Here is a 17,435-nt window from a genome sequence, read left to right as displayed (position 1 = left end):
ACCGATGATTTTTTCCCAGTTCTTCATTACCCGGCCGATCTTCGCCGCCGTGCTGTCGCTGCTGATCCTGATCGCCGGCAGCATCTCGCTGTTCCAGCTGCCGATCAGCGAATACCCCGAGGTGGTACCGCCCACCGTGGTGGTGCGCGCCAACTTCCCCGGTGCCAACCCCAAGGTGATCGGCGAAACCGTGGCCGCGCCGCTCGAGCAGGCCATCACCGGTGTCGAGAACATGCTGTACATGTCCTCGCAGTCCACCGCCGACGGCAAGATCACCCTGACCATCACCTTCGCCCTGGGCACCGACCTGGACAACGCGCAGGTGCAGGTGCAGAACCGTGTGACCCGCACCCAGCCCAAGCTGCCCGAGGAAGTCACGCGTATCGGTATCACCGTCGACAAGGCCTCGCCCGACCTGACCATGGTGGTGCACCTGACCTCGCCGGACAACCGCTACGACATGCTCTACCTGTCCAACTACGCGATCCTCAACATCAAGGACGAGCTGGCTCGCCTGGGTGGCGTGGGTGACGTGCAGCTGTTCGGCATGGGCGACTACTCGCTGCGCGTGTGGCTGGACCCGAACAAGACCGCCTCGCGCAACCTGACTGCCAGCGACGTGGTGGCTGCCATTCGCGAGCAGAACCGCCAGGTGGCCGCCGGCCAGCTCGGTTCGCCGCCCGCCCCCGGGGCCACCAGCTTCCAGCTGTCGGTCAACACCCAGGGCCGCCTGGTGAGCGAAGAGGAATTCGAGAACATCATCATCCGCTCTGGCGCCGACGGTGAAATCACCCGCCTCAAGGACATCGCCCGGGTGGAGCTGGGCTCCAGCCAGTACGCCCTGCGTTCGCTGCTCAACAATCAGCCGGCGGTGGCGATCCCGATCTTCCAGCGCCCTGGCTCCAACGCCATCGAGATCTCCGACGAAGTACGCGCCAAGATGGCCGAGCTGAAGAAGGACTTCCCCGAGGGCATGGACTACAGCATCGTCTATGACCCCACCGTGTTCGTGCGCGGCTCGATCGAAGCGGTGGTGCACACCCTGTTCGAGGCACTGATCCTGGTGGTGCTGGTGGTGATCCTGTTCCTGCAGACCTGGCGCGCCTCGATCATCCCGCTGGTGGCGGTACCGGTCTCGCTGATCGGCACCTTTGCGGTGATGCACCTGTTCGGCTTCTCGCTCAACGCGCTGTCGCTGTTCGGGCTGGTGCTGGCCATCGGTATCGTGGTGGACGACGCAATCGTGGTGGTGGAGAACGTGGAGCGCAACATCGAGCTGGGGCTCAACCCGCTGGAGGCGACCAAGCGCGCCATGAGCGAAGTGACCGGGCCGATCATCGCCACCGCGCTGGTGCTGTGCGCGGTGTTCATCCCGGCGGCGTTCATCTCCGGCCTGACCGGGCAGTTCTACAAGCAGTTCGCCTTGACCATCGCGATTTCCACGGTGATCTCGGCGTTCAACTCGCTGACCCTGTCGCCGGCGCTGGCTGCGGTGTTGCTCAAGGGCCATCACGCCCCCAAGGACCGCTTCTCGAAACTGCTCGACCGCCTGCTCGGCGGCTGGCTGTTCAAGCCGTTCAACCGCTTCTTCGAGCGTGCCAGCCATGGCTACGTGGGCACCGTGGGCCGCGTGATCCGCAGCAGCGGCATCGCCCTGTTCGTGTACGCCGGGCTGATGGTGCTGACCTGGATGGGCTTTGCCGCCACCCCGACCGGTTTCGTGCCCGCCCAGGACAAGCAGTACCTGGTGGCCTTCGCGCAACTGCCGGATGCGGCCAGCCTTGACCGCACCGAATCGGTCATCAAGAAGATGAGCGAGTTCGCCCTCAAGCAACCGGGTGTGGCCGACTCCATCGCCTTCCCGGGCCTGTCGATCAACGGGTTCACCAACAGCCCCAACAGCGGCATCGTGTTCGTCGCACTCAAGTCGTTCGACCAGCGCAAGGACCCCAGCCAGTCGGCCGCGGCGATTGCCGCCACGTTGAACGCGCAGTACGCCGACATCCAGGAAGCCTACATCGCGATCTTCCCGCCACCGCCGGTTCAGGGGCTGGGTACCATCGGCGGTTTCCGCCTGCAGATCGAAGACCGTGGCAACCTGGGCTACGAGGCGCTGTACAAGGAAACCCAGAACATCATCGCCAAGAGCCACAACGTGCCGGAGCTGGCCGGGCTGTTCACCAGCTACCAGGTGAATGTGCCGCAGGTGGATGCCGCCATCGACCGTGAGAAGGCCAAGACCCACGGTGTGGCGATCAACGATATCTTCGACACCCTGCAGATCTACCTGGGCTCGCTGTACGCCAACGACTTCAACCGCTTTGGCCGTACCTACCAGGTCAACGTGCAGGCCGAGCAGCAGTTCCGCCTGGATGCCGAGCAGATCGGCCAGCTCAAGGTGCGCAACAACCAGGGCGAGATGATCCCGCTGGCGACCTTCATCAAGGTCAGCGACACCTCCGGGCCGGACCGCGTGATGCACTACAACGGCTTCATCACCGCCGAGATCAACGGTGGCGCAGCACCCGGCTACAGCTCCGGCCAGGCCGAACAGGCCATGGCAAAACTGCTCAAGGAAGAGCTGCCCAACGGCATGACCTTCGAATGGACCGAGCTGACCTATCAGCAGATCCTGGCCGGCAACACCGCGCTGTTCGTGTTCCCGCTGTGCGTGCTGCTGGCGTTCCTGGTACTGGCTGCCCAGTACGAGAGCTGGAGCCTGCCGCTGGCGGTGATCCTGATCGTACCGATGACCCTGCTGTCGGCCATTACCGGGGTGATCCTGTCCGGTGGCGACAACAACATCTTCACCCAGATCGGCCTGATCGTACTGGTGGGGCTGGCGTGCAAGAACGCGATTCTTATCGTCGAGTTCGCCAAGGACAAGCAGGCCGAAGGGCTCGACCCGCTGGCTGCGGTGCTGGAAGCCTGCCGGCTGCGGCTGCGCCCGATCCTGATGACCTCGTTCGCCTTCATCATGGGTGTGGTGCCGCTGGTGTTCTCCTCCGGGGCCGGCGCCGAAATGCGCCATGCCATGGGCGTGGCGGTGTTCTCCGGGATGATCGGGGTGACGATTTTCGGCCTGTTGCTGACCCCGGTGTTCTTTGTGTTGATCCGTCGTTATGTAGAGCGCAGCGAGGCCCGCAAGGCGGCCCGCCAGCTGCAGCTGGAGAACCAGGCATGAACCACTTGAAACTGTGGGCACCGAGCCTGCTGGTACTGGCCCTGGCCGCCTGTGCGGTCGGCCCGGACTACCAGGCCCCGCACACCGACGCCGCGCACCTGGCAGCGGCCGATGCGCAGGAGGCCAAAGCGGCCTTCGACCGCACCCGCTTCGATGCGATCTGGTGGCGTCAGTTCGACGACCCGGTCCTCAACCAGCTGGTGAGCCAGTCGCTGGCCGACAACCGCGAGCTGCGCGTGGCGTTTGCGCGCCTGAAAGCGGCGCGGGCGATTCGTGACGATGTGAGCAACGATGCGCTGCCCACCGTCACCAGCCGCGCCAGCAGCGACCTGGGCAAGGGTCAGATACCTGGCCAGACCGACCGCCGGGTCAACAGCGAGCGCTACGACCTGGGCCTGGACATGGCCTGGGAGCTTGACCTGTTCGGCCGCATTCAGCGCCAGCTGGAAGCCAGCGAGGCGCAGGAGGCCGCGGCCCAGGCCGACCTGCAACAATTGCAGGTGAGCCTGATTGCCGAGCTGGTTGATGCTTATGGACAACTGCGCGGTGCGCAGTTGCGCGAGAAGATAGCCCTGGCCAACCTCAAGACCCAGCAGGATTCGCGCGGCATTACCGAAACCCTGCGTGATGCAGGGGTTGGCAACGAACTGGACGTGGTGCGCGCCGATGCGCGCCTGGCGGCGGTAGAGGCCAGCGTGCCGCAGCTGCAGGCCGAGCAGGTGCGTGCGCGCAACCGCATCGCCACCTTGCTGGGGCAGCGGCCGGATGCGTTGAGTGTCGACCTGTCGCCGGCGCAGTTGCCGGCGATTGCCAAGGCCCTGCCGATTGGCGACCCGGGCGAACTGCTCAAGCGTCGCCCGGATGTGCGCAGCGCCGAGCGCCAGCTGGCGGCGGCCACGGCGAATGTGGGGGTGGCCACGGCCGACCTGTTCCCGCGGGTGAGCCTGAGCGGCTTCCTGGGCTTTACCGCAGGGCGTGGTTCGCAGTTGGGGTCGAGTGCGGCGCAGGCGTGGGCACTGGGCCCGAGCATCACCTGGGCGGCGTTCGACCTGGGCAGTGTGCGGGCGCGTCTGCGCGGCGCGAATGCCGAGGCCGAGGGTGCGTTGGCGACCTATGAGCAGCAGGTGCTGCTGGCGTTGGAAGAGTCGGAGAATGCGTTCAGCGATTACGCCAAGCGTCAGCAACGGCTGATGGCGCTGCTGCGCCAGAGCGAGGCGAGCCGCAAGGCGGCGGACCTGGCGTCGATTCGTTACCGCGAGGGTACGGTGGATTACCTGGTGCTGCTGGATGCCGAGCGTGAACGGCTCACTGCCGAGGACGCGCAGGCGTTGGGCGAGGTGGACCTGTATCGCGGGATCGTGGCGATCTACAAGGCACTCGGTGGTGGCTGGCAAACCGACAGCGTGGCTGCGGCGAACTGATTCAGAGCTCCTTTGGTTGGTTAGCACCGACCACTTTGCCCCGCCATTGGCGGGGCTTTTTTTTGTGGCCTGAACGCAGTTTGCCTGTCGCCGTACGGCAAATCGCGGGTCAAGCCCGCTCCCACAACGGCTACGGTGATCCTTGTGGGAGCGGGCTTGACCCGCGATTGGGCATAACTGTCAGTAGTAGGCGTTTTCTTTCTGCGAATGGTCGGTCACGTCACGCACGCCCTTGAGCTCCGGAATGCGCTCGAGCAAGGTGCGCTCGATGCCTTCGCGCAAGGTCACGTCGGCCTGGCCGCAACCCTGGCAACCACCGCCGAACTGCAGCACCGCAATGCCGTCCTCGACTACTTCGATCAGGTTGACCTGACCGCCGTGGCTGGCCAGCCCCGGGTTGATCTCGGTTTGCAGGTAGTAGTTGATGCGCTCGTTGATCGGGCTGTCGGCATTGACCATCGGCACCTTGGCGTTCGGCGCCTTGATGGTCAGCTGGCCGCCCATGCGGTCGGTGGCGTAGTCCACCACCGCATCTTCCAGAAACGGGATGCTGACCGCATCCAGGTAGGCGGTGAAGGACTTGAGCCCCACCGCTTCGTCTTCCGGCTTTTCTTCACCTGGCTTGCAGTAGGCAATGCAGGTTTCGGCGTAGTTCGTACCCGGCTGGGTAATGAAAATGCGAATGCCAATGCCTGGGGTATTCTGCTTTTCCAGCAGATCGGCCAGGTAATCGTGCGCGGCGTCGGTAATCGTTATGGCGCTCATGTAAGTTCCTCACAGACTTGTGCGCAGTTTACGCCAACACGGCCGGCGAACAAAGTCCTAGTAATTCTGTCGGGAAAGTGCCACCGGCACCGCCGGGCCCAGACGCGCCTCGAACCAGCCGCTCATGCGCCGGTACAGGCCCTTTTCCAGCCAGCGGTAACTGGCCCACGACGCCCCGCCGATCAGCGGCACGCACAGCGCGAACACCAGGTAGGGGTTGAGCCCCAGACGCTCGCTGGCAAACCAGCCGCCGTACAGCACCAGCACATGGATCAAGTACACCGAATAGGAGCAGTCGCCCAGGGCCTTGAGCACCCGGTTGCCCTTGAAATACGGCTCCAGCGAGATGCACGCCAGCACGATCAGCGCGCTAGGCAGGCCCCAGTGCAGCAGGCGTGACGAGGCATCCAGGCGGTAGATCGCCACCGATGCGGCCGCCAGGGTCAGCAACGGCAGCCACAGCCCCTGGGCAATCCAGCCGCGCCGGTAGAGCACGCCGATGGCTACGCCCAGCAGGAACTCGTAGATGATGTTGTTGCTGTAGAACCGCCCCAGCACGCCCAGGCCGGTGAGCACCTCGCTGACCGCGAACAGCGCCAGCGCCACCAGCCACAGGTGATGGCGCTGGCGCACCAGGAACACCAGCGAGAACAGCAGGTAGAAGAACATCTCGTAGTTCAGCGTCCAGCCCACGTTGAGCGTGGGGTACAGGCCGTAGCCGCCGGGGTTTTCCGCCGGAATGAACAGCAGCGACAGCAGCAGGTGCGACAACTCCAGGGTCTGATGCGGCATCCACTGGCTGGCCACCACCAGCAGCAGCGCCATCAGGCCGGTATAGAACCAGTAGGCCGGCACGATGCGCAGCACCCGGTTGAGCAGAAAGCGCCTGGGCGCCATGGGTTTGTCGCGGGTCGAGAGGTAGATCACCAGCCCGCTGATGACGAAGAAGATGTCCACCCCGACCGCACCGCGATCGGCCAGAAACTGCCCTACCGGGCCGCTGGCCTTGAAGTCGAAGAAGATCTGCATGAAGTGGTGACAGACCACCACCCAGGCGGCGAGCGCCCTCAATGCCTGAAGCGAAAACAGCATGTCGATTCCCGTCTCTCGTTACCCCACCCTGGCCCCGCACAAATCAGGACCGCTTGCGGGTGGGACTACGAAAGGCCGGGAAAGATCAGCCCGATCTGCCCGGCGGTTGCTTCAGAGGTTCTCGTAGCGGTTCATGTCGAGCACGCCGGCCTCCACCGGATCGGTCTGCTGGATGTAGCGGCTCAGGTCATGAAAGTACTGCCAGAACTGCGGGTGGCTGCGGCGCACGCCCCAGCGCATGACGATGCGCTCGAAGCGGGCCGGATCGTCCCGCGCCGCCTCCATGTCCTCGACCCACTCGGGCACGTCGCTGGCCGGAATGTTGAACATGAAGTTGGGGTAGCTGCTCATCACCCCCGGGTAGAGGGTCAGGGTGTCCAGCCCCGGCTGGTAGCGGTAGGCCTCGCCGAGCATGAAGGCCACGTTGCTGTGGGCGCGGTTGCGCAGCAGGCTGTAGACCTTGCGCTGGCCGCCCTGCCCTTCGATGCGCAGCATGGTCGCCTCGGGCAGCTGGCCGATCACCTTGAGCCCGGCCGCCGGGCGCGAGGCCAGCCGGCTCAGGGCCTGCTCCACGTCACGGAACTCCTCGCTGCCGGGCAGCGAGCAGTACGCGCCCTGGCAGCGGTTGATCGGATCGGGCGCGGCGTTCAGGCTGCCGGTGCGCTCCACCAGCTTGAGGCCGAAGTCGCGCTTGGGGTCGCGCGGGTCGAGCTTGAGGGCGGTCGGGGTCTTGCTGTCGATCGCCTCGTAGTCCAGCCACATCTTGACCTTGCCGCTGTTCTGGTACCAGTCGCCGAGGATGTCGCTGCGCTGCTTGGCCGGCATCAGGCGCAGGAAGTTGACCTCGGCCCCGTTGCGGATCAGGTCGAAGTACAGGCGCGTCTGCGCCTGGTGCGAGACGTTGCCGTACACGTCGAAATTCACCGCCAGCTGGTAATAGGTGCGCTCGAACAGCGGGTAGTCGAACAGCCACAGGGTCTTGGGCACATCGCCGATCAGGCCCTTGCTCACCGAGGCGCTGTCGAAGTGGCGGAAGATGGTCAGCAAGGCATTGTCGTTGCCGGCCCACAGGCTCGACCAGCTCGGTGGCGGCAGGTCGGCATAGGCGTCGCGGCGCAGTTTTTCGTACTCGTTGCGCTTGTCGCGGTAGGCGTGCCACAGGGTCAGGATGCTGCCCACGTCGTCGATCTGACCGGGCATCGCCAACAGGGGCGTGGCCTTGCCGCGGTACTCGGCATCGGTGATGTAGCGGTCGTGTGCCGGCTCCTGGAACAGGGTCCAGAAGTTGTCGCGGATCACGTCGGTGGCGATCTGCCCACGGCATACCGGGCCGCGAATGAAGGTGCGCACGAAGTACTCGGCGTTATCGAGCATGAACTGGTAGCGCGCTATCGCCGGGATCGCCTCGAAGGTCTCGAACGGGTTGGCGCGGTGGCGCGGGCCGTAGCCAGGCAAGGCCGTGGCATGCCAGTCGCCGCTGTAGAACAGCTGCTTGACGCGCTTGAGCTTGTTCGGCCCCATCGGGTAGGTGATGTGGGTCTTGTGCACGATCACGCCCTGCACGGGCATCAGGCGGTAGTAGAAGTCGGTGCCGGGCGGATCGTTGGGGCGGCGTGTGGCGATCAGGTCGATCGACTGGCCGCTGGGCGTGCGCGAGCGTACCCACTGGAAGAAGTGGCCCTGCTCGCCGCCGACAAAGTAGATGTGCGCCAGGAACAGGTGCTCGTACAGCCAGCGCCCCACCAGCGCCTCGGTGGACCCGGGGCGGTTGAGCAGCGCCTCCCATTCGGTGATCTGCGCGGCCTCGCTGGCACTTGGCTGGATCGGGTTGTACTCCACCGGCGCACCGGCGGCGAACCAGCGCTGCAGGGTCTGGTACTCGGCATCGGTAAGGCCGGTGACGGCCAGCGGCATGCCCTCCCTGGGGTGGGCGCCGGCGTAGGCGTCGAACTCGCCGGGCAGCGGGCACATGTTGTTGCGGTTGAGCCCCAGCACGATCTCCTCGGGCAGCTTGGCGTTGGGGGTGAGCGGCGTGTTGTGGCCCAGCTCGAGCATGCGCGCCATCAGCGCGGCCTGGCTGCCCTGGCTGTCGAGCACCGAACTGAAGCCCTTGCGCTGCCAGGCCTCGACGCTGTGCGCGTCGTAGAACAGCCGGGTCGGCGCGACCGCCGTACTGCGGTCGCCCTGATACACAGGCACCTTGGAGGCACCGCGCGCGGCGCCCTCGGCACTGCCCAGGTTCAGCTGGCAGGCCGCGTCGTTGCAGGCATGGCAGGCAACGCACTTCTCGGTGAAGATCGGTTGGATGTCCCGGGTATAGGAAATAGCCGGGCTTGTGACGGGGGCTTGTCCGAGCGCCGCGCCGCTGATGAGCAGTGCGAAGGCGCCGGCAAGTAAACGATGCACCATGTGCCGAATGTCCTGGGTATTGATAGCTTCACGATTCTACCGGTGGCGGCAGCGTGCCAACATGAATCAAATTCATGCAAACCGGCAACACGCCTAAAAACCGCGCAGGTTTGTTATTATTCCGCAACTTTTGTATTTGCCCGACCAGGTAGTCCTATGTCTGACCGCAGCGCCCGTTACCAAGCACTTCAGCAAGCCCTCAAAGAGCGCATACTGATCCTCGATGGCGGCATGGGTACTATGATCCAAAGCTACCGCCTGGAGGAACACGACTATCGTGGCACGCGCTTTGCCGACTGGCCTAGCGACGTCAAGGGTAACAACGACCTGCTGCTGCTTTCGCGCCCCGACGTGATCGCGGCCATCGAGAAAGCCTACCTGGATGCCGGCGCCGACATCCTCGAAACCAACACCTTCAACGCCACCCAGGTATCCCAGGCCGACTACGGCATGGAATCGCTGGTGTACGAACTCAACGTGGAAGGTGCGCGCATCGCCCGCCAGGTGGCCGATGCCAAGACCCTCGAAACCCCCGACAAGCCGCGCTTCGTCGCCGGGGTGCTGGGCCCCACCAGCCGGACCTGCTCGATCTCCCCGGATGTCAACGACCCCGGCTACCGCAACGTCACCTTCGACCTGCTGGTGGAAAACTACATCGAGGCCACCCGCGGCCTGATCGAGGGCGGCGCCGACCTGATCCTGATCGAGACCATCTTCGACACCCTCAATGCCAAGGCGGCGATCTTCGCCGTGCAGCAGGTGTTCGAGGACGACGGCATCGAGCTGCCGATCATGATCTCGGGCACCATCACCGACGCCTCGGGCCGTACCCTCTCGGGCCAGACCACCGAGGCGTTCTGGAACTCGGTGCGCCATGCCAACCCGATCTCGGTGGGCCTGAACTGCGCACTGGGCGCCAAGGATCTGCGCCCCTACCTCGAAGAGCTGTCGAACAAGGCCGGCACCCACGTTTCGGCGCACCCCAACGCCGGCCTGCCGAACGCCTTCGGCGAGTACGACGAGACCCCGGCCGAAACCGCCGCGGTGATCGAAGAGTTCGCCGCCAGTGGCTTTCTGAACATCATCGGCGGTTGCTGCGGCACCACCCCGGGGCATATCCAGGCCATCGCCGAGGCAGTGGCCAAGTACCCGCCACGGGCGATCCCCGAGATTCCCAGGGCCTGCCGCCTGTCGGGCCTGGAGCCGTTCACCATCGACCGCAGCTCGCTGTTCGTCAACGTCGGCGAACGCACCAACATCACAGGTTCCGCCCGCTTCGCGCGGCTGATCCGTGAAGAGAACTACACCGAGGCGCTGGAAGTGGCCCTGCAGCAGGTCGAGGCCGGCGCCCAGGTGATCGACATCAACATGGACGAAGGGATGCTCGATTCCCAGGCGGCCATGGTCAAGTTCCTCAACCTGATCGCCGGCGAACCCGACATCTCCCGGGTGCCGATCATGATCGACTCCTCCAAGTGGGAAGTGATCGAGGCCGGCCTCAAGTGCATCCAGGGCAAGGGCATCGTCAACTCGATCTCGATGAAGGAAGGCGTCGAGGCGTTCAAGCACCATGCCCGCCTGTGCAAGCGCTACGGCGCCGCCGTGGTGGTGATGGCCTTCGACGAGGTCGGCCAGGCCGATACCGCCGCCCGCAAGCGCGAGATCTGCAAGCGCAGCTACGACATCCTGGTCGATGAGGTGGGCTTCCCGCCCGAAGACATCATCTTCGACCCGAACATCTTCGCCGTGGCCACCGGCATCGAGGAACACAACAACTACGCGGTGGACTTCATCGAGGCCTGTGCCTACATCCGCGACCACCTGCCGTATGCACTGACCTCCGGCGGGGTATCCAACGTGTCGTTCTCGTTCCGTGGCAACAACCCGGTGCGCGAGGCGATCCACTCGGTGTTCCTCTACCACGCGATCCAGAACGGCCTGACCATGGGCATCGTCAACGCCGGCCAGCTGGAGATCTACGACGAGATCCCGGCGCTGCTGCGCGAGAAGGTCGAGGACGTGGTGCTCAACCGCACCCCCGACGGCACCGATGCGCTGCTGGCGATTGCCGACGACTACAAGGGCGGCGGCGCGGTCAAGGAGGTCGAGAACGAGGAGTGGCGTTCGCTGCCGGTGGACAAGCGCCTCGAGCACGCCCTGGTCAAGGGCATCACCGCGTTCATCGTCGAGGACACCGAGGAGTGCCGCCAGCAGTGCGCGCGCCCCATCGAGGTGATCGAGGGGCCGCTGATGAGCGGCATGAACGTGGTGGGCGACCTGTTCGGCGCAGGCAAGATGTTCCTGCCCCAGGTGGTCAAGTCGGCGCGGGTGATGAAGCAGGCGGTGGCTCACCTGATCCCGTTCATCGAACTGGAAAAAGGCGACAAGCCCGAGGCCAAGGGCAAGATCCTGATGGCCACGGTCAAGGGCGACGTGCACGACATCGGCAAGAACATCGTCGGCGTGGTGCTCGGCTGCAACGGCTACGACATCGTCGACCTGGGCGTGATGGTACCGGCCGAGAAGATCCTGCAGGTGGCGCGCGAGCAGAAGTGCGACATCATCGGCCTGTCGGGGCTGATCACCCCGTCGCTGGACGAAATGGTGCACGTGGCCCGCGAGATGCAGCGCCAGGACTTCCACCTGCCGCTGATGATCGGGGGGGCAACCACCTCCAAGGCGCATACCGCGGTGAAGATCGAGCCCAAGTACAGCAACGACGCGGTGGTCTACGTGACCGACGCCTCGCGTGCGGTGGGCGTGGCCACGCAGTTGCTGTCCAAAGAGCTCAAGCCGGCCTTCGTGCACAAGACCCGCGAGGACTACGTGGAGGTGCGCGAACGCACCGCCAACCGCAGCGCGCGCACCGAGCGCCTGAGCTATGCGCAGTCGATCGAGGCCAAGCCGAAGTACGACTGGTCTGCCTACCAGCCGGTGGCACCGACCTTTACCGGTACCCGCGTGCTGGAGAACATCGACCTCAAGGTGCTGGCCGAGTACATCGACTGGACGCCGTTCTTCATCTCCTGGGACCTGGCTGGCAAGTACCCGCGCATCCTCAACGACGAGGTGGTGGGCGAAGCGGCCACCGCCCTGTTCGCCGATGCACAGGAAATGCTGGCCAAGCTGATCGACGAGAAGCTGATCAGTGCCCGCGCGGTGTTCGGCTTCTGGCCGGCCAACCAGGTGGCGCACGACGACATCGAGGTGTACGGCGATGACGGCCAGCCCCTGGCCCTGCTGCACCACCTGCGCCAGCAGACGATCAAGCCCGACAGCAAGCCCAATTTCTGCCTGGCCGACTTCGTGGCGCCCAAGGACAGCGGCATCACCGACTACGTGGGCGGCTTCATCACCACCGCCGGCATCGGCGCCGAGGAAGTGGCCAAGGCCTACCAGGACAAGGGCGACGACTACAGCTCGATCATGGTCAAGGCCCTGGCCGACCGCCTGGCCGAGGCCTGCGCCGAGTGGCTGCACGAGCAGGTGCGCAAGGAGTACTGGGGCTATGCCAAGGACGAGCACCTGGACAACGAGGCGCTGATCAAGGAGCAGTACGCGGGTATCCGCCCTGCCCCGGGCTACCCGGCGTGCCCGGACCACACCGAGAAGGAAACCCTGTTCCGCCTGCTCGACGGCACGGCGATCGGCGAGACCGGCCCGAGCGGCGTGTTCCTCACCGAGCACTTCGCGATGTTCCCGGCGGCGGCGGTCAGCGGCTGGTACTTTGCCCACCCACAGGCGCAGTACTTTGCCGTGGGCAAGGTCGACAAGGACCAGGTCCAGAGCTACACCGCGCGCAAGGGGCAGGACCTGGCGGTAACCGAGCGCTGGCTGGCGCCTAACCTGGGGTACGACAACTAAGCGCTGGTGAGGTAAGGGTCTACACTGAGCTGAAGCCTTTTACAGGAGCAGATCATGGAAGACCCGGCCGAACACAAACCGCCGACCTTCTGGCAAATGCTGCACAGCGTGCTGGCTGCAGCCTTTGGCGTGCAGACCGGCAAGAACCGCGCCCGCGACTTCACCCACGGCAAGCCCGCGCACTTCATTGCGCTGGGCACGGCCTTCACGCTGGTGTTCATCCTGGTGCTGATAGGGCTGGTTCAGCTGGCGATGCACCTCACCGCCCGCTGAGGCGACCGCGTTGGCGCCTTCGCCGGCAACGCCGGCTCCTACAGGTCATGTGTGGCCCTGTGGGAGCCGGCCTTGCCGGCGAAAAGGCCGGTACAGCCTCAGGGCTCCAGCCCGATCCCGCGCAGTATCACACTGGTCACCGTCTGCAACGCCCGCTCGAACTGCGGTTCGCTCAGCGGCTGGTGCGCGTTGAGCAGGTTCACCTGGTGGCTGAAGTCGGCGTAGTGTTGGGTCGAGGCCCAGATCATGTACAGCAGCCCCGAGGGCTCCACCGGCAGAATCCGCCCGTCCTCGACCCACTGGCGAATCTTGCCCTCCTTGAGCTTGGCCCATCCGTACAGGCTGTCATCCAGCGCCGCCCCCAGGTGCGGCGCACCGTGGATGATCTCGTTCGCCCACACCTTGGAACCGTGCGGGCGGGTCCAGGAATGGTTCATCTTGGCGCGGATATAGGTGCTGAGCACGATGCGCGGGTCATCGTAGAGCTCGAAACACAGGGCGTCCTGCTTCCACACTTCCAGCAAGCCGAACAGCACCGCCTGGTACAGCTCGGCCTTGGTGCTGAAGTAATAGTGCACGTTGCTGCGCGGCAGCGCGGCGGCCTCGGCGATGTCGGCCATGGCCGTGCCGGCAAAGCCCTTCTCGGCAAAGACCTTTTCTGCTGCCAGCAGGATGCTGTCGACATTGCGTTGGCGAATGCTGTGCTTGTGCGCGGCCATGGGCGGGTCCGTTGCGGATGACCCTGCAAGGCTACCACCGCCAGGGCGATTCGTGCCGCACGCTCAAAAAAGTTGTGCCGCGGGCGGTGTTTTTCAGCGCCGTGCGCTGTCCGATACTGCGCCTCACCGCATTACATCCCACACAAGAGGACGCACTCCATGACTATTCCCCTGCTCGGCCTGGGCACCTTCCGGCTCAAGGACCAGGTGGTCATCGACTCGGTCAGCCAGGCCCTCGAACTGGGCTACCGGGCCATCGACACCGCGCAGATCTACGGCAACGAGGCCGACGTCGGGCACGCCATCGCCGCCAGCGGCGTTGCACGCAACGAGCTGTTCCTGACCAGCAAGATCTGGACCGAGAACCTGGGCGCCGACAAGCTGATCCCCAGCCTGAAAGAAAGCCTGCACAAGCTGGGCACCGACTATCTGGACCTGACCCTGATCCATTGGCCGTCGCCCAAGGGCGCCGTGCCGGTGGCCGAGTTCATGGGCGCCCTGCTCGAAGCGAAGCGCCAGGGCCTGACCCGCCAGATCGGCGTGTCCAACTTCACCATCGCCTTGCTGCGTCAGGCCATCGAGGTGGTGGGCGCCGAACAGATCGCCACCAACCAGATCGAGCTGCACCCCTACCTGCAGAACCGCACGCTGGTGGATTTCATGCACGAACAGGGCATCGCGGTGACCTCCTACATGACCCTGGGCTATGGCAAGGTGCTGCACGATCCGCTGATCCAGCAGATCGCCGAACGCCATGGCGCCACCCCGGCGCAGGTGGCCCTGGCCTGGGCTATGCAGCTGGGCTATGCGGTGATCCCCTCCTCGACCCGGCGTGAAAACCTGGCCAGCAACCTGAAGGCAGCGCAGCTGCGCCTGAGCGAACAGGACATGGCGCAGATTGCCGGCCTGGACAAGGGCGAGCGCCTGGTCGACCCCGAGTCGCTTGCACCCGCCTGGGACTGATCAACCGCGGTCGGTGCACACCTTGGCCAGTTTCAGGTACTGCACGGTGTGCTGCCGGCCGGCAGAGTCCACGTAGGTCATGTACGCCTTCACCACGTCGCAGACCTCGGTGGCCGGCTCGTCCAGTTGCACCACGCGCGCCACGTCCAGTGGCATGCCGTACTGATAGACCGTGGTCGTCTGGGCCTGGGCGGCACCGGCCAGCAACAGCGCCAGGGGCAGCAGCGTTCGCAGCGTCATGACAGTTCTCCCGTGAAATGGAAGGCACGCCCGGCACCGGCGCGCGCCGACCCTTTCAGTGTGGTGCCATGCCTGCCCTGGCGTCGCTTTCGCGGATCAACGGCATGCCCATCGCCTGCGCATAGCCGCTGGGGGCGAAGCGCCAGGTCACCAGCAGCATCAGCAGCACCGTCACGCTCAGCAGCAGCCAGGAGGCCTGGAAGTCGCCGCTGACGTCGCGCAACCAGCCGGTGACGTAAGGCACGATGCCGGTGATGATGAAGCCCACGCCCTGCACGAACGCCGCCAGCGCCCCCGCACTGGCGGGGGCCTTGAGGTGTTCGAGGGTCAGCGTGAGGCTGAGGCTGAAGCACGCGCCCAGGCCGAAGCCGATCAGGGCCACCCATAGCCCGGCGATTGCCGGGGCCAGCAGCAGGCCGACAAAGCCTGCCAGTTGCACGGTCAACGCCAGCCACAGGCCGGGGCGCCGATCCACCAGGCGACGCAGCAGCAAGGGCAGCCCGAGGGCGCCGGCCACCTGGAACACGGTCATCAGCCCCACCAGCTCGCCACCGCCCTGGGCACTGCCGCCGACCTGCTGGTAGTAGGCCGGCAGCCACGCCACCATGCTGGTGTAGCCGCCATTGATCAGCCCGAAATAGACCGCCAGCAGCCATGCCCGACGGCTGCCGAACAGGTGCCCGCTGGCACCTGCGCCGCCGACCGCCGCTTCGAGCTGCGGGCGCACCCAGGCCCATACCGCGAACGCCAGCAAGGCCGGCAACAGCCAGATGCCCAGGCCTGCCTGCCAGTGCGAGAACTGCTCGGCCACCCGCGGCCCGAGCACGGCGGCGGCACCGCCGCCGCTCATCAGGGCTGCCGAATACACACCCATGGCCATGGCCAGGCGGTGAGGAAACCAGCGGTTGACCAGCCCCGGCATCAGCGCCTGAATGCAGGCCACCCCAAGCCCGGCCAATGCCGCGCTGGCAATCAGCGCAGCGGCGGAATCGAGGGTCAGGCGCCAGGCGCAGGCCAGCGCGATGGCGGCCAGCCCGGCGAGCATCGCGCCCTGCTCGCTGACCCAGCGGCGCAACCAGGGTTGCAGCAAGGGCACCAGCCCCATGCACAGCACGGGCAAGGCGGTCAGCAGCGCGGCCTGCTGGTAGCCGATGCCGGTGCTCTGGCGGATGGCCTCCAGCAATGGGCCGATGCTGGTGAGGATGGGCCGCAGGTTCAGCGCCATCACCACCACCAGCAACAGCAGCAAGGTACTGCGAGCCTGCTCGCGCATCACCCCTGCACCTGCTGCCAGGCGGCGTACAGGCCCTGCTCGCCGGCTGGCTTCAGGGGTGCCAGGGGCAGCGACTGCTGCTGCGGCGGGCGTGCCATCTGCGCGTACACCGCTGCCGTCGACAGACCATAGGGCTCGCCGTCTTCGTTGCTGTAGGCGAACCAGGCGCGCTCGATACCGCACAGGTGCATGGCAGCCAGGCACATCGGGCAGGGGTGGCCGGTGGCGTAGATTTCGCAGCCCTCCAGGCGCGGGCTGCCGAGTACCTGGCTGGCCAGGCGGATGGCCTGCAGTTCGGCGTGGGCGGTCGGGTCCTGGGTCAGGTGGATCTGGTTGACCGCCTCGGCGATCACCCGGCCCTGGTGCACCAGCACCGCCGCGAACGGGCGGCCGCCGGCCTGGATGTTCGCCCGGGCCAGCCCCAGCGCTTGCTGCATGAAATGTTCGTTGGCCATGGTCAGGCTCCTGTCAGGTTCAATGGGCATCGTGGGCCAGCAGCAACTCGACGTTCCGCTGCTGGCCGCGTTCCCGGGCGTGCTGCAGGGGCGTCACGCCCTGGCGGTCGGCAAGGTTGACGTCGGCACCGGCGTCGATCAGCAGTTGCACGATGGCCTGGTGACGCGGGCCGCCATCGCTGAGCAGGATGGCTTCGAGCAGCCCGGTCCAGCCCAGCGAGTTCACGTGGTCGGGTGCAACGCCGGCGGCCAGCAGGCGGGCGACCACCTCGACATGGCCGCGCTCGCATGCGGGGATCAGCGCCGTGCCGCCATAGCGGTTGGTGCTCTTGAGGTCCGCGCCATGGGCCAGGGTCATCTCCAGAATCTGCAACTGGCCTTCGGCGCCGGCCAGCAGATACGGGCTGTCGTGCATCCAGTTGCTGGCGTTGACGTCAGCGCCGGCGTCGATCAACCGGCCCGCCGCCGCCACATGCCCACCGGCAGTGGCCAGCAGCAGCGGCGTATTGTTGCGCGAGTCGCGCTGATCGACGTCGGCGCCCTGGGCCAGCAAGGCGCCGACGCGGGTGGGGTTGCCGCTGGCGGCGGCTTCGAGCAAGGTGTCGGCCGCCCCGGCGGCCCCGGCGATGCCGAGGCTGGCGCACAGCCCGGCAACCCCGTACATCCAGTGTCTGAGCAATGACATGGCGCCTCCTTTGGTGCAATGAAGCGGGATTATCCGAGGCTTGGGGTGTAGCATGAAATTAATTGATTTCATGCATACCAGTGGGTAATCGA

At 65.6% G+C, this 17,435-nt stretch carries 13 protein-coding genes; 5 read left to right on the top strand and 8 right to left on the bottom strand.

Annotation, left to right across the window (positions count from 1 at the left end; translation table 11 throughout):
* The first annotated feature begins 4 nt into the window (after positions 1-4).
* Together KH389_RS11160 and KH389_RS11155 are read left to right on the top strand one after the other, a co-directional pair.
* Entirely contained in the window at positions 5-3,184 is a 3,180-nt protein-coding gene (locus tag KH389_RS11160) for an efflux RND transporter permease subunit (protein ID WP_213607354.1), read from the top strand.
* On the top strand, positions 3,181-4,605 hold the full coding sequence (locus KH389_RS11155) for an efflux transporter outer membrane subunit (RefSeq protein ID WP_043864075.1): 1,425 nt from the start codon (positions 3,181-3,183) through the stop codon (positions 4,603-4,605). Before KH389_RS11160 ends, KH389_RS11155 begins: the two co-directional genes overlap by 4 nt.
* A 180-nt stretch (positions 4,606-4,785) precedes the next feature.
* Here KH389_RS11155 and nfuA read toward each other — a convergent pair whose 3' ends face one another.
* The 3 genes from nfuA to KH389_RS11140 all read right to left on the bottom strand — a co-directional run bounded on the left by nfuA (position 4,786) and on the right by KH389_RS11140 (position 8,871).
* Positions 4,786-5,370 carry a Fe-S biogenesis protein NfuA gene (gene nfuA / locus KH389_RS11150; RefSeq protein ID WP_058540345.1) on the bottom strand — a complete coding sequence of 195 codons (585 nt, stop codon included), beginning with the start codon at positions 5,368-5,370 and terminating at the stop codon, positions 4,786-4,788.
* Positions 5,371-5,427: 57 nt separating this feature from the next.
* On the bottom strand, positions 5,428-6,462 hold the full coding sequence (locus KH389_RS11145) for an acyltransferase family protein (protein WP_058540346.1): 1,035 nt from the start codon (positions 6,460-6,462) through the stop codon (positions 5,428-5,430).
* 111 nt (positions 6,463-6,573) lie between these two features.
* Positions 6,574-8,871 carry a fatty acid cis/trans isomerase gene (locus KH389_RS11140; RefSeq protein ID WP_213607353.1) on the bottom strand — a complete coding sequence of 766 codons (2,298 nt, stop codon included), beginning with the start codon at positions 8,869-8,871 and terminating at the stop codon, positions 6,574-6,576.
* Positions 8,872-9,027: 156 nt separating this feature from the next.
* On the opposite strand from KH389_RS11140, the gene metH reads away from it, so the two are divergent.
* Together metH and KH389_RS11130 are read left to right on the top strand one after the other, a co-directional pair.
* Entirely contained in the window at positions 9,028-12,735 is a 3,708-nt protein-coding gene (gene metH, locus KH389_RS11135; RefSeq protein ID WP_058540347.1) for a methionine synthase, read from the top strand.
* 54 nt (positions 12,736-12,789) lie between these two features.
* Entirely contained in the window at positions 12,790-13,008 is a 219-nt protein-coding gene (locus KH389_RS11130; protein WP_043864080.1) for a DUF2970 domain-containing protein, read from the top strand.
* 98 nt (positions 13,009-13,106) lie between these two features.
* Here KH389_RS11130 and KH389_RS11125 read toward each other — a convergent pair whose 3' ends face one another.
* Positions 13,107-13,727 carry a TetR/AcrR family transcriptional regulator gene (locus KH389_RS11125; RefSeq protein ID WP_043864081.1) on the bottom strand — a complete coding sequence of 207 codons (621 nt, stop codon included), beginning with the start codon at positions 13,725-13,727 and terminating at the stop codon, positions 13,107-13,109.
* Between the two features lie 159 nt (positions 13,728-13,886).
* On the opposite strand from KH389_RS11125, the gene dkgB reads away from it, so the two are divergent.
* Positions 13,887-14,690: a 2,5-didehydrogluconate reductase DkgB gene (dkgB, locus tag KH389_RS11120; protein ID WP_043864082.1), complete on the top strand. Its 804-nt coding sequence runs from the start codon at positions 13,887-13,889 to the stop codon at positions 14,688-14,690.
* Here dkgB and KH389_RS11115 read toward each other — a convergent pair whose 3' ends face one another.
* Genes KH389_RS11115 through KH389_RS11100 form a run of 4 tightly spaced genes read right to left on the bottom strand, consistent with a single transcriptional unit; the run spans position 14,691 to position 17,343 of the window.
* Positions 14,691-14,930 (bottom strand): DUF2790 domain-containing protein, encoded by a 240-nt coding sequence (locus KH389_RS11115; RefSeq protein ID WP_078481167.1) that lies wholly within the window; start codon positions 14,928-14,930, stop codon positions 14,691-14,693.
* Positions 14,931-14,985: 55 nt separating this feature from the next.
* A complete protein-coding gene (locus KH389_RS11110; RefSeq protein WP_054914319.1) occupies positions 14,986-16,203 on the bottom strand; it encodes a cyanate transporter in 1,218 nt (405 codons plus the stop codon).
* Positions 16,203-16,658 (bottom strand): nucleoside deaminase, encoded by a 456-nt coding sequence (locus KH389_RS11105; RefSeq protein ID WP_078481169.1) that lies wholly within the window; start codon positions 16,656-16,658, stop codon positions 16,203-16,205. Before KH389_RS11105 ends, KH389_RS11110 begins: the two co-directional genes overlap by 1 nt.
* Positions 16,659-16,677: 19 nt before the next feature.
* Positions 16,678-17,343 (bottom strand): ankyrin repeat domain-containing protein, encoded by a 666-nt coding sequence (locus KH389_RS11100; RefSeq protein WP_420831964.1) that lies wholly within the window; start codon positions 17,341-17,343, stop codon positions 16,678-16,680.
* Positions 17,344-17,435: the final 92 nt, after the last annotated feature.

Origin of the sequence: Pseudomonas qingdaonensis, assembly GCF_018398475.1 — a bacterium.
Classification (GTDB): domain Bacteria; phylum Pseudomonadota; class Gammaproteobacteria; order Pseudomonadales; family Pseudomonadaceae; genus Aquipseudomonas; species Aquipseudomonas palmensis.
The sequence above is the reverse complement of the archived record's forward strand: the minus strand, read 5'-3'. Positions and strand labels throughout refer to the sequence as shown.

Excerpts from the sequence above, each read along its gene's own strand:
- KH389_RS11160 (WP_213607354.1), top strand. The coding sequence starts at position 5 with ATGATTTTTTCCCAGTTCTTCATTACCCGGCCGATCTTCGCCGCCGTG.
- KH389_RS11155 (WP_043864075.1), top strand. The coding sequence starts at position 3,181 with ATGAACCACTTGAAACTGTGGGCACCGAGCCTGCTGGTACTGGCCCTG.
- nfuA (WP_058540345.1), bottom strand. The coding sequence starts at position 5,370 with ATGAGCGCCATAACGATTACCGACGCCGCGCACGATTACCTGGCCGAT.
- KH389_RS11145 (WP_058540346.1), bottom strand. The coding sequence starts at position 6,462 with ATGCTGTTTTCGCTTCAGGCATTGAGGGCGCTCGCCGCCTGGGTGGTG.
- KH389_RS11140 (WP_213607353.1), bottom strand. The coding sequence starts at position 8,871 with ATGGTGCATCGTTTACTTGCCGGCGCCTTCGCACTGCTCATCAGCGGC.
- metH (WP_058540347.1), top strand. The coding sequence starts at position 9,028 with ATGTCTGACCGCAGCGCCCGTTACCAAGCACTTCAGCAAGCCCTCAAA.
- KH389_RS11130 (WP_043864080.1), top strand. The coding sequence starts at position 12,790 with ATGGAAGACCCGGCCGAACACAAACCGCCGACCTTCTGGCAAATGCTG.
- KH389_RS11125 (WP_043864081.1), bottom strand. The coding sequence starts at position 13,727 with ATGGCCGCGCACAAGCACAGCATTCGCCAACGCAATGTCGACAGCATC.
- dkgB (WP_043864082.1), top strand. The coding sequence starts at position 13,887 with ATGACTATTCCCCTGCTCGGCCTGGGCACCTTCCGGCTCAAGGACCAG.
- KH389_RS11115 (WP_078481167.1), bottom strand. The coding sequence starts at position 14,930 with ATGACGCTGCGAACGCTGCTGCCCCTGGCGCTGTTGCTGGCCGGTGCC.
- KH389_RS11110 (WP_054914319.1), bottom strand. The coding sequence starts at position 16,203 with ATGCGCGAGCAGGCTCGCAGTACCTTGCTGCTGTTGCTGGTGGTGGTG.
- KH389_RS11105 (WP_078481169.1), bottom strand. The coding sequence starts at position 16,658 with ATGGCCAACGAACATTTCATGCAGCAAGCGCTGGGGCTGGCCCGGGCG.
- KH389_RS11100 (WP_420831964.1), bottom strand. The coding sequence starts at position 17,343 with ATGTCATTGCTCAGACACTGGATGTACGGGGTTGCCGGGCTGTGCGCC.